This is a genomic window from Pseudomonas sp. GW821-FHT07G06 (assembly GCF_058986625.1).
Map to the genome: position 1 here is coordinate 173,554 of NZ_JBYSVW010000009.1, position 11,734 is coordinate 185,287.

Genomic DNA, 11,734 nt, shown 5'->3' on the forward strand with positions numbered 1-11,734 from the left:
CGCGCTGAATTTTCCTACGGTACTCCCATGACTTTCGCCACCCTTGGCCTGATCGAACCCTTGCTGCGCTCCCTCGAGACGCTCGGCTACCAGACTCCGACGCCGGTTCAGGCGCAAGCCATTCCGGCGGTGCTGGCCGGTCGCGACCTGATGGCCGCCGCCCAGACCGGCACCGGCAAGACTGCCGGTTTCGCCCTGCCGCTGTTGCAACTGCTGGCCATGGAAGGGCCGAAAGTCACCGCCAACTCGGTCCGCGCGCTGATCCTGGTACCGACCCGCGAGCTGGCCGAGCAGGTTCACGAGGCCGTGCGCCAGTACGCCGAAAACCTGCCGCTGCGTACTTACGCGGTGTACGGCGGTGTCAGCATCAACCCGCAAATGATGAAGCTGCGCAGCGGTGTCGATCTGCTGGTGGCAACCCCAGGCCGCTTGCTCGACCTGTTCCGCCAGAACGCGCTGAAGTTCAACCAGCTGCAAACCCTGGTGCTGGACGAAGCCGACCGCATGCTCGACCTGGGCTTTTCCGAGGAGCTGGCGAACATTTACCGCGCGCTGCCGAAGAAGCGCCAGACGCTGCTGTTCTCCGCGACCTTCTCCGATGACATCCGCCTGCTGGCCGGGCAGATGCTCAACGACCCGCTGAGCATCGAAGTCAGCCCGCGCAACGTGGCGGCCAATACGGTCAAGCAATGGATCGTGACGGTGGACAAGAAGCGCAAGCCGGAGCTGTTTGTGCACCTGATGCGCAAGGGCAAGTGGAAGCAAGTGCTGGTATTCGCCAAGACCCGCAACGGCGTGGACGCGCTGGTGGAAAAACTTCAGGGGCTGGGCATCAACGCCGACGGCATCCACGGCGACAAACCCCAGGCGACCCGTCAGCGCGCACTTGACCGCTTCAAGGCGAGTGAAGTGCAGATCCTGGTCGCTACCGACGTGGCGGCCCGTGGCCTGGACATCGAAGACCTGCCGCTGGTGGTCAACTTCGACCTGCCAATCGTGGCCGAGGACTACATCCACCGCATCGGTCGTACCGGCCGCGCGGGCTCGACCGGCGAGGCGATTTCCCTGGTGTGCGCCGATGAAGTGAATCTGCTGTCGGCCATCGAGATGCTGACCCGCCAGACCTTGAAGCGGCAGAACGAGCCGGACTTCGAGCCGGAGCACCGCGTGCCGGACACCGATGCCAGCGGTCAGGTCGTCAAGAAGCCGAAAAAACCGAAGAAGCCCAAGGCTTCCGGCGGTGGCGGTGGTAAACGTAATCTTGGCAAGTGGGTGGATAGCGGAGAGGTTGCACCGGCGGAGCCTTCGATCAAGCCTGTGCGTAAAGTGCCGGTGTTCAATACCGGGCCGCGTAAGCGTAAGCCTTAATAGCAGTAGCGTCGGCTAGACCGCTTTCGCGAGCAGGCTCGCTCCCACACTGGATCTGTGTCGTTCACAAATTCTGTGTTCACAGAAGATCAATGTGGGAGCGAGCCTGCTCGCGAAGGGGACGCCTCGGTCTTCAGCCCTCGCGCCGCAACCACTCCACCATCCCCAACCCCGCCGCCCGCCCACTGGCAAAGCACGCGGTCAGCAGATAGCCGCCCGTCGGCGCTTCCCAATCAAGCATTTCCCCGGCGCAAAACACGCCAGGCATTTGCTTGAGCATCAGGCGCTCATCCATCGCCTCGAACAACACACCGCCAGCGCTGCTGATGGCCTCGTCCAGCGGACGTGTTTTCACCAGTGACAGTGGCAATGCCTTGATCGCCTTGGCCAGCAAGGCCATATCGGCAAAGCACTCGGCGCTGGTCAGTTCACGCAAAAGCGCCGCTTTTACCCCATCGATGCCCAACTGACTGTGCAGATGCTTGGCCATCGAGCGTGAACCTCGTGGTTTGCTCAACGCCGCGAGAACTTTATCCACAGGGCGGCCCGGCAACAGGTCCAGATGAATCGTTGCCAAACCGTGCTGGTTGATCGCTTCACGAATAGGCGCCGACAGGGCATAGATCAAACTGCCCTCGATCCCGGTGGCGGTCATCACACATTCGCCGAGCCGTGGCACGTCATCGTTCAAGCCGATGGCGATATTTTTCAGCGGCGCGCCGGCGAATTTGCTGACCATCAATTCGCTCCAGACCTGCACCTCGAAGCCGCAATTGCTCGGTTGCAACGGCGCCAGTCCTACGCCGTTCTGCTCCAGTGCCAGCGTCCAGGCGCCGTCCGAACCCAGCCGTGACCAACTGCTGCCACCGAGGGCGAGCAGGGTGGCATCGGCTTGAACGGTCTTTTCGCCTTCCGGGCTGTCGATGCGCAAACCGCCATGCTCATTCCAGCCGAGCCAGCGGTGGCGGGTGTGGATAACTACACCGCTGTCGCGCAGGCGCTTGAGCCAGGCGCGCAGCAGCGGTGCGGCTTTCATGTCGGTGGGGAACACCCGGCCGGAACTGCCGACGAAGGTCTCGATGCCTAGCCCGTGAATCCACTGGCACAGCGCTTCGGCGCCGAAGCCGCGCAACAGTGGGGCGATTTGCGGGGCGCGTTCGGCGTAGCGCGAGAGAAACGCCGGGTAGGCTTCAGAGTGTGTGATGTTCATGCCGCCGACACCGGCCAGGAGAAATTTTCGTCCAACCGAAGGCATGCCGTCGTACAGGTCGACCTTGATCCCGGCCTGGCTCAGCACTTCAGCTGCCATCAAACCGGCGGGACCGCCGCCGATGATGGCGACGTTAGGGAGGAGGGCTGGTGAATGAGTCATGGGATGCACTGCGGTCTGGCGGGATAAGCCGGGCATTCTACCAGCCCGAATCCCTGTGGGAGCGAGCCTGCTCGCGAAAGCGTTGTATCAGTCGACATCCATGCTGAAGGACAGATCGCCTTCGCGAGCAGGCTCGCTCCCACAGTTGACTTGTGGTGTTTTCAAAAGGTGGTTAAAAAACAACCACCGATCTGTAGCCTATACGCCGTGGGGCCTGCAGGCCCTTTCACTCAGGTTATCCACAGGCAGCTCCACAGGCATTGTGGGTAAAGCATCCACAACTCAGTGACAACCTGATGACTGCCAGACGCGCTGCGCGCTGTGATGGAGGATGCCGTGGCGGCGGGCCAAGGCCTGGCGGTCCTTGCTGTAGCCGCCGCCGATCACCCCGACCAGCGGGATGTCCCGGCCCAGGCAATGGCGCATCACGCTTTCATCGCGGGCGGCGACGCCTTCGTCTGTCAGCTTCAGATAACCCAGGGCGTCGTCCTTATGCACATCGACCCCGGCGTCATACAGCACCAGGTCCGGTTGGTAGAGCGGCAGCAGGTAGTTGAGCGCATCGTCCACTACCTTCAGGTAGTCGGCATCGCCCATGCCGTTGGGCAGCGGAATGTCCCAGTCACTTTCGGCTTTGCGTGCAGGAAAGTTCTTTTCGCAGTGCAGGGAAACGGTTACCGCTTCCGGGGTGTGGTGCAGGATTCGTGCGGTCCCGTCGCCTTGATGCACGTCGCAATCGAAGATCAGCACCCGATTCACTCGACCACTTTCCAGCAGGTAATGGCTGATCACCGCCAGGTCATTGAAGATGCAGAACCCGGCCGGGTAGTCGTAGTGCGCATGATGGGTGCCGCCCGCCAGGTGACAGGCCAGACCATGCTCCAGCGCCTGCTCGGCCGCCAACAGCGAGCCGCCGACTGCCCGCACCGTGCGCCGGGCCAGGGCTTCGCTCCAGGGCAGGCCGAGGCGACGCTGGTCTTCGCGGGACAATTCGCCACTCATGTAGCGTTCGATATACGAAGGGTCATGGGCGAGGGCGAGAATGTCTGCCGGACACAGATCCGGGCGCAGCAGGTCGGCGTCGCGGGTTAGGCCGCTGTCCACCAGGTGATCGCGCAGCAGGCGGAACTTGTCCATGGGGAAGCGGTGATCCGCCGGAAACTCGGGACTGTAGTCTTCGTGATAAATCAGCGGCAGTGGCATGGTCATTTCATGTAGGAATGAGAGAAGGATCCTACCAGCGTTGTAGACTGGCGACATTGTAATGGAGGGGCGGGGCACGATGGAGCCAATACTGGAGCTTGAAAGCGCTCGGCTGCTGTTGCGCCAGTGGCGCGATGAAGATTTGGCGGACTTTGCGGCGATGTGTGCCGATCCGCAGGTGATGCGCTATTTTCCAGCCCCCCTGAGTCGGCTGGAAAGTGCGTCATTGATCGGGCGAATCCGTGGTCATTTCGCCGAGCATGGTTATGGGCTCTGGGCCTTGCAGCGAAAGGACTCTGGCCAGTTCATCGGGTTTACCGGGCTCAATGTGGTCGGATTCGACGCGCCATTCACCCCTGCGACGGAAATCGGCTGGCGCCTGGCCCGCGAGCACTGGGGCCTCGGTTATGCCAGTGAAGCGGCGTGGACCGCTCTGCGCTGCGGGTTCGACCGCTTGCCGCTGAAAGAGGTGGTGGCCTTCACGACGCAAACCAACCTGCCGTCAGAGAAAGTCATGCAGGCCATCGGCATGCACCATGACCCGGCGGATGACTTCGATCACCCGCGACTCGAAGCCGATCATCCGTTGCGTCGGCACGTTCTGTATCGCATCAGCCGCGAACAATGGCTGCAAACCTTGCATGGATAAGCTGGCACGGACGTTTACAATGGCCCCATGCTGGCCCGGGCCGGAAACTGAATCGACCGTTGCAGCCAAGACTGCGCGGCAATGTTTTGCGTGAGGAGAGTCTGAATGAGCCAAGTGTTGGAAGATCTGGTCGACTTGCTGACCCTGGAACCGATCGAAGAAAACCTGTTCCGCGGCCGTAGCCAGGACCTGGGTTTTCGTCAGCTGTTCGGTGGCCAGGTACTCGGCCAGTCGCTGTCGGCGGCGAGTCAGACGGTAGAAGAGGCGCGCCATGTGCATTCGATGCACGGCTATTTCCTGCGTCCGGGTGATGCCGGGTTGCCGGTGGTGTATCAGGTTGACCGGGTGCGTGACGGCGGCAGTTTCAGCACCCGCCGGGTGACGGCGATCCAGAAGGGCCACCCGATCTTCACGTGCAGTGCGTCGTTCCAGTACGACGAGGAAGGCTTCGAGCACCAGAGCAAAATGCCGGTTGTGGTTGGCCCGGAAAATCTGCCTTCGGAGCTGGAAATCACCCAGCAGCGCGCGCACCTGATTCCCGAGAAAATGCGCGAAAAGCTGTTGTGCCCCAAGCCGATCGAATTCCGCCCGGTGACTGAAAAAGATCCCTACAACCCGCTGCCGTCCGATCCGGTCAAGTACGTCTGGTTCCGCGCCGACGGGGCGTTGGCCGATTCGCCGGCGCTGCATAAATACCTGCTGGCCTATGCATCGGACTTCGGCCTGCTGGTCACCTCGATGCAGCCCCACGGCAAATCGGTCTGGCACAAGGACATGCAAGTCGCCAGCCTCGATCACGCATTGTGGTTCCACCAGGATCTGCGTGCCGATGACTGGCTGCTCTACGCGATGGACAGCCCGTGGGCCGGCAACTCGCGCGGATTCTCCCGAGGCAGCGTGTTCAATCGTGCCGGGCAACTGGTGGCCTCGGTCACCCAGGAAGGCTTGATCCGTCACCGCAAGGATTGGGCGTGAGCCTGGCCGACGTGCGTCACTGGGTGTTCGACATGGACGGCACCCTGACCGTGGCCGTGCACGACTTCGCGGCGATTCGCGTAGCCTTGGCGATTCCTGCCGAAGACGACATCCTGACCCACCTCGCCGCACTGCCGGCCGATGAGGCCGCAGCCAAGCATGCGTGGCTGCTGGAGCACGAACGGGACCTGGCCCTCGGTTCGAAGCCGGCGCGGGGCGCGGTGGAGTTGGTGCGCGAGCTGGCCGGGCGCGGTTATCGCCTGGGCATTCTCACGCGCAATGCCCGGGAGCTGGCGCATGTCACGCTGGAGGCCATTGGCTTGGCCGACTGCTTTGCGGTCGAGGACGTGCTGGGGCGTGATGAAGCACCGCCGAAGCCGCATCCGGGCGGTTTACTGAAACTGGCCGAAGCGTGGAAGGTGCCGGCAAGCGAGATGGTGATGGTCGGTGATTACCGCTTTGATCTGGATTGCGGACGGGCAGCGGGCACGCGGACTGTGTTGGTGAACCTGCCGGATAATCCTTGGCCGGAATTGACCGATTGGCATGCGGCGGATTGTGTCGAGTTGCGGCAGATGCTGTCCGCTTGAGTGCCTTCGCGAGCAGGCTCGCTCCCACATTTGATTTCTGGTGTTCACAAATGATGTGTTCACCGCAAAATCCTTGTGGGAGCGAGCCTGCTCGCGAAGGCGTCAGATCAGGCAGTGCAACACCTACTGCCCAAACAATGCCTTCTGCCCCTCCGGCGAGGTAAACATCCCGTCCCCGTCATGCCCGACGCCGGGCACTTCTATCAATTGCTGCTTCAACCCTTGCGGTTGCAGCCGCTTCAGATAATCAAAGTAAAAACGCCCGCGCGCCAACCGATACGGCCCTTGCGCCTTGGCCTCACAGCTTTTATCCAGTGCCGGATGATTCGGGTCGGTGTCCTGCTGGCCCAGGAGGTAAACGACGTCACGCTTAAGGTACTTTTCCTGCAGTTGTGCGGGCGCTTGTCCTTCGGCGTAGGCGGGCAAATCCGCTAGCCCATATTTCCAGCGATTGAATTGCGGGCAACCGGCGTGGCTGAACGCCACGGGCCGACGCTCATCGAAATAGGCGTAGGACGACGGGTTGGCAATCACGTATCGAACCTGTACGCCGGCCGCCTCGAGAGCCGGCTGATCATGACCGAGCACTGCATAGCGCTGAACCACCTGCGCGCCACCGGAGTGCCCGGCGATGACGATTTGCTTCACATCCGGAAACTGCTGGCGATCTCCCAGGCGGGCAATGATTTCGTCGAGCGCCGCATAGGAACTCAGCCGAAACGGCGCCGTGGATTCGCCGCCGGCCATCCATTCATTGCCTTGCCAGCGCAAAACCGTGTCGGCCACCGGATGAGCCGCAATATCGGTTTCATTGAGGAATTGTGGGGCGATCACCAGGGTCGTTGCGCTTTGCCCGGCCAGTTCGGCCGCGTGCTCACCGCTCTGCAGATAGGTTTGCGCGTTGCGCAAGCGACCGTGGAGGATGATCAGTACCCGTTCGATTTTTGCCGGGGCGGGGCTGATGCCCACCGCGATTTCACCTGATTTCAACAGCAGGCGTCCGGGACTGAGCTCCTTGACCTCATGCTCGGCGGCCTGGGACGTTGCGCAAGTAAACAGAACAACCAACAACCACTTCTTCATTTACAGATTTTTCGTCGCAAAGGTATCGCACTGGCTTACCTGGCCTTGGGCGAAACCGGTTTTGAACCAGCGCACCCGTTGCGCCGACGTACCGTGGGTGAACGAGTCCGGGACCACCCGGCCCTGACCCTGCTGCTGCAAACGATCGTCACCGATGGCGTTCGCTGCGTTCAGTGCTTCTTCGATGTCGCCCGGTTCCAGCCAGTTCAGGCGCTTCTGCGCATTGTTGGCCCAGACACCGGCCAGGCAATCGGCTTGCAGTTCCTGACGAACCAGCAAACCACCGTCGCCTTCCATCTGCCGGCCTTGTTGGCGGGCTGCCTGGATTTTTGCGGACACCCCAAGCAGGGTTTGCACATGGTGTCCGACTTCGTGTGCGATGACGTAGGCCTGGGCGAAGTCGCCCGCGGCGGAAAAGCGTTGGGACATTTCCTGGAAGAACGCCATGTCCAGGTAGACTTTCTGGTCCGCCGGGCAATAGAACGGCCCGGTCGCCGAAGTGGCCAGACCGCAGGCCGAATTCACTCGGTTGCTGAACAGCACCAGGGTCGGTTCTTTGTACTGACGGCCGGCCTGCTGGAATATCGTGCCCCAAGTGTCTTCGGTGTCGCCGAGGATCGAGCGCACGAACTCCGCGCCTTCGTCATTGGCCGGTGGTGCCTTACGGCTCTGGTTGGTGGCGGGGGCCGATTGCTGGTCCATTTGCCCGGTCAGTTGTCCGAGGATTTGCAGCGGATCCTGGCCGGTGATCCAGCCGATGCCGACGATCAGCAGGATCGCCGTCAGGCTCAGGCCCTTGCCACCGCCGAAGCGCATCCCGCCGCCGCCACTGCCGACATCATCACCACGGGCATCGACCACGTTGTCGCTGCGTCGGCCTTTTTTCCATAGCATGTGGGAATCCTCTTCTGTTCCGGGTAACGAGCCGTGCGATGAGTGTTGCTGCCAAGTGGGAGCCGCGCCAGTCCGGTCGTCAGACTGCCGGTTGAGCGACTGGTTCCACATTTTGCTTCGTGGGGCTTCTCTTCTAGAATCAGCCAAATTTTGTTTGGGACATACCATGGCTGGCAGTCAGATCGAACGTGTCTTCAGCGTGCTGGAAAGCCTGACCGGTGAACCGCAGGGTTTGCCGATGCAGACGTTGGCCGAGCAACTGGGAATCCCTAAAAGCGCGACTCATCGTTTGCTCGCTGAACTGATTCGCCTGGGGTACGTGCGGCAGAATCCGGACAACCTGCGCTATCACCTGTCGACCAAGCTGGTGGCCATGGGCTTTCGATACTTGTCCGGCAGCGGCGCGGATATCATCCAGCCGGTGCTCGATCGTCTGGCCGGGGAAACCGGTGAGCTGGTGCGTCTGGGGGTGATCCAGGGGGAACGCCAGGTGTGGATCGCCAAGTCCCAGGGTGCCCGTTCCGGTCTGCGCTACGACCCCGACATGGGTCGCGATGCGCCGTTGTTCTACACGGCTTCCGGGCACGCGTGGCTGGCGTGCATGAGCGATGCCGAGGCGCTGTCGCTGGTCGAGCGGCAAGGGACGAAATTGCCTCGGGACGTCGGGCCTAATGCACCGCGTTCGAATATAGAACTGCTGGAGCGCTTGCGTCTGGCGCGGGAGCAAGGTTATGCCTGGGTCGAGGAAAGTTCGGCGGTGGGCACCTCGGCGATTGCCGGCGTGGTGCGTCATCCACTGGATGGCCGGGTCATCGGAGTGCTCAGTATTGCCGGGCCAAGCGCGAGAATGCCCGGCGCGCGATTGCATGAGTTGGCGCCGACCTTGTTGAAATACGCCGAAGAACTTTCGCTGGCGAGCCAGGCGTCAGAGTTGTTCAGTTGAACCTGGAATCTGCTTGAATAAACAGTGTGCGGTATTCGCCCACTTTCTTGAGTCGTCGATATCATAAAGTGGAACCAGGTTCTAAATTATTCAGGTCTCGCCTCAACCGATAAAAGGACTTTGTCTTGACGTCGCCCAGCAGCACCCCGCTTTCCGGCGTCAATCAGCCCTTCAAAGGGATCCTGCTGATCGTTGTCGCGACTTTCCTGTTTTCCAGCCACGACGCCTTTTCCAAATACCTCTCAGGTTTCTATCCCATTGTCATGGTGGTCTGGGCGCGCTACGTGGTTCACACCTTGCTGATGGCCGGGATTTTCCTGCCGCAATCCGGGCTGCGGGTGCTGCGTACCAAGCGGCCATTTCTGCAACTGGCCCGGGCATTGTGCCTGCTGGGCACCAGTCTGTTTTTCACCACGGGGCTGATGTACATCCCGTTGGCCGAGGCCACGTCGGTCAACTTCCTGGCGCCGGTGCTGGTCACCGCGCTGTCGGTGCCGCTGCTTGGCGAGCGTGTGACGCGGGGGCAATGGCTGGCGGTGATCTGCGGTTTTATCGGGGTGCTGATCATCGTTCACCCGGGGGGTGATCTGTTTACCCCGGCAGTGTTGCTACCGTTCTGCTCGGCGCTGTTTTTCTGCTTCTATCAACTGCTGACGCGCAAGCTCAGTGAGATCGACAGCCCGACCACCAGCAACTTTTTCGCGGGTCTGTGCAACACGCTGGTGATGAGTGCGCTGGTGCCGTTCTTCTGGCAGACGCCGAACCTGGTGCATGGCGCGATGATGCTGGCGCTGGGGGCCTGCGGGATGACGGCTCACCTGTTCCTGACCCAGGCTTTTCGTCTCGCCGCACCGGCACTGCTGGCGCCGTTCAGCTATTGCCAGATCATCTTCGCCGGCCTGCTGGGCTGGCTGCTGTTTTCCCACACGCCGACACTGACTACCGTGCTCGGTATTGCCGTGATCTGTTGCAGCGGATTGGCGGCCGCGTGGCAGCAAAGCCGCCGGTAGGAGGGCAACGATCAGAGACCTGTGGGAGCGAGCCTGCTCGCGAAGACGGACTGTCATTCAACATTGACGTTGGCTGACGTACCGCTTTCGCGAGCAGGCTCGCTCCCACAGGGACTGATGACTTCTTTAGTCGGTGATGGCTGGAATCTTGCGCGGTGCCATGAAGTACATCCAGGTCAGCGCAATGAAGTACATCGCCGGAATCAGCGTGAACAGCACGGTGTAGTTGTTGTTGGTGACGGTCAGGATGTGGCCGACCAACTGGGTCATGAACATCCCGCCAATCGCAGCACACATACCGCCGAAGCCGAATACCGTGCTCATCATGTGCTTGGGCGTGTAGTCCATCACCAGGCTCCAGATATTTGCGGTCCAGGCCTGGTGCGCGCCGATGGCCAGGGAGATGGCGGCTACGGCGACCCACAGATTGCTGGAGCCGGCCGCCATGACCACGCCGATGATGCAGCAGGCGAACAGCAGCATCGACACTAGCCGCGCCTTGATCGGGTTGATCCCGCGACCGATCAGGAACGAGGAGAGGATGCCGCCGCCAACGCTGCCGAAGTCGGCGGTGAGGTAAATGATGATCAGCGGAATGCCCATCTGGGTCACGTTGATGCCCAGGTTGTATTGCTGATTGAGGAACGGCGGCAGCCAGTACAGGTAGAACCAGAACACTGGCGCGGTCATCGAGTAGGCGAGGGCGAAGGCCCAGGTGCCGCGCATGCGCAGGATTTTCGAGAACGGTACGCGGGTTTGTTCCGGTTCGACTTCGTTCTGGATGTAGTCCAGCTCCGACTGTTTGACGTTCGGGTGGTCTTCCGGGTTGAAGTACTTCAGGCCCCAGAACAGCAACCAGATCCCGCCCAGTGCCGACATGCACAGGAACGCGGCTTGCCAACCCCAGACGTGCAGGATCAGTGGCAGCAGCATCGGGGTGAACATCGCACCAACGTTGGTGCCGGCGTTGAAAATGCCAGTGGCCACGGCGCGCTCGCCGGCCGGGAACCACAGGCGCGTGGTTTTCACGCAGGCCGGATAGTTCGCCGCTTCGGTCAGGCCGAGGATGAAACGGCAGACCATGAAGCCGACCGCCGAAGTGGCCAGGCCGTGGGCGCCGGTTGCCAGGCTCCAGAGCAACACCGCGCAGAAGAACACGCGCTTGACGCCGACCCGGTCGATCAGCCGGCCCTGCAGCACGAAACCAATGGCATAGCCGACCTGGAACCAGAAGTTGATGTTGGCGTAATCCATCGCCGTCCAGCTCATTTCCTTGGCCAGGATGGGCTGCATCACACCCAGTGCGGCGCGGTCGATGTAGTTCAGGGTAGTGGCGAAAAACACCAGCGCCAGCATGCCCCAACGGGTTTTGCCGACCGCCATGGCGCCGCGGATCTTGTCGCCGATACCACCGGCAGTGACGCTCATGGCCGGAGCCATGCGTGAGCTTTGGGAAGGAAGCATATGTACCACCCGTTTTTTTGAATTTGTTATTTGGTGTTTTGGACATCGCGGCCGGTGCTGCGAGTCCGGACTCAATGTGGGGTCGATGTTGGGCAGTGGACAAAAAATCGTCAATTCGCCAACCACCATTGTGTTCGATAATCGAACACAAAACTAACCGGATAGTACACTTTGAATTGCTGT

At 61.3% G+C, this 11,734-nt stretch carries 11 protein-coding genes; 6 read left to right on the top strand and 5 right to left on the bottom strand.

Annotated elements, in window-relative coordinates:
* Nucleotides 1–27: 27 nt before the first annotated feature.
* The gene (gene rhlE1 / locus AC3WJW_RS16975; RefSeq protein ID WP_015096940.1) at nucleotides 28–1,368 is read left to right on the top strand and encodes an RNA helicase RhlE1; all 1,341 of its coding nucleotides are present in this window, start codon (nucleotides 28–30) and stop codon (nucleotides 1,366–1,368) included.
* A 133-nt stretch (nucleotides 1,369–1,501) separates the two neighbouring features.
* Here the strand turns inward: rhlE1 and AC3WJW_RS16980 are convergent, their stop codons facing one another.
* Both AC3WJW_RS16980 and AC3WJW_RS16985 read right to left on the bottom strand, forming a co-directional pair.
* Nucleotides 1,502–2,740: a TIGR03862 family flavoprotein gene (locus tag AC3WJW_RS16980; RefSeq protein WP_493726748.1), complete on the bottom strand. Its 1,239-nt coding sequence runs from the start codon at nucleotides 2,738–2,740 to the stop codon at nucleotides 1,502–1,504.
* A 282-nt stretch (nucleotides 2,741–3,022) separates the two neighbouring features.
* Nucleotides 3,023–3,943, bottom strand: coding sequence for a histone deacetylase family protein (locus AC3WJW_RS16985; protein ID WP_218502569.1), 921 nt, complete (start codon nucleotides 3,941–3,943; stop codon nucleotides 3,023–3,025).
* 79 nt (nucleotides 3,944–4,022) lie between these two features.
* On the opposite strand from AC3WJW_RS16985, the gene AC3WJW_RS16990 reads away from it, so the two are divergent.
* From AC3WJW_RS16990 to AC3WJW_RS17000, 3 genes are all read left to right on the top strand, one after another.
* Nucleotides 4,023–4,592, top strand: coding sequence for a GNAT family N-acetyltransferase (locus AC3WJW_RS16990; RefSeq protein WP_126047689.1), 570 nt, complete (start codon nucleotides 4,023–4,025; stop codon nucleotides 4,590–4,592).
* Nucleotides 4,593–4,697: 105 nt separating this feature from the next.
* The gene (gene tesB / locus AC3WJW_RS16995) at nucleotides 4,698–5,567 is read left to right on the top strand and encodes an acyl-CoA thioesterase II (protein WP_493726749.1); all 870 of its coding nucleotides are present in this window, start codon (nucleotides 4,698–4,700) and stop codon (nucleotides 5,565–5,567) included.
* The gene (locus tag AC3WJW_RS17000; protein ID WP_493726750.1) at nucleotides 5,564–6,157 is read left to right on the top strand and encodes an HAD family hydrolase; all 594 of its coding nucleotides are present in this window, start codon (nucleotides 5,564–5,566) and stop codon (nucleotides 6,155–6,157) included. The genes tesB and AC3WJW_RS17000 overlap by 4 nt, the downstream gene beginning before the upstream one ends.
* Before the next feature lie 123 nt (nucleotides 6,158–6,280).
* Here AC3WJW_RS17000 and AC3WJW_RS17005 read toward each other — a convergent pair whose 3' ends face one another.
* The gene (locus AC3WJW_RS17005) at nucleotides 6,281–7,240 is read right to left on the bottom strand and encodes an alpha/beta hydrolase (protein ID WP_493726751.1); all 960 of its coding nucleotides are present in this window, start codon (nucleotides 7,238–7,240) and stop codon (nucleotides 6,281–6,283) included.
* The gene (gene ypfJ / locus AC3WJW_RS17010) at nucleotides 7,241–8,134 is read right to left on the bottom strand and encodes a KPN_02809 family neutral zinc metallopeptidase (protein WP_218502562.1); all 894 of its coding nucleotides are present in this window, start codon (nucleotides 8,132–8,134) and stop codon (nucleotides 7,241–7,243) included.
* Nucleotides 8,135–8,300: 166 nt separating this feature from the next.
* Between ypfJ and AC3WJW_RS17015 the strand changes: the two genes are divergently transcribed.
* Together AC3WJW_RS17015 and AC3WJW_RS17020 are read left to right on the top strand one after the other, a co-directional pair.
* Complete coding sequence (locus AC3WJW_RS17015) at nucleotides 8,301–9,077, top strand: IclR family transcriptional regulator (RefSeq protein WP_493726752.1); 777 nt, start codon at nucleotides 8,301–8,303, stop codon at nucleotides 9,075–9,077.
* 125 nt (nucleotides 9,078–9,202) lie between these two features.
* Complete coding sequence (locus tag AC3WJW_RS17020) at nucleotides 9,203–10,087, top strand: DMT family transporter (protein WP_493726753.1); 885 nt, start codon at nucleotides 9,203–9,205, stop codon at nucleotides 10,085–10,087.
* Nucleotides 10,088–10,213: 126 nt separating this feature from the next.
* Here the strand turns inward: AC3WJW_RS17020 and AC3WJW_RS17025 are convergent, their stop codons facing one another.
* On the bottom strand, nucleotides 10,214–11,551 hold the full coding sequence (locus AC3WJW_RS17025; RefSeq protein WP_493726754.1) for an MFS transporter: 1,338 nt from the start codon (nucleotides 11,549–11,551) through the stop codon (nucleotides 10,214–10,216).
* Nucleotides 11,552–11,734 lie beyond the last annotated feature (183 nt).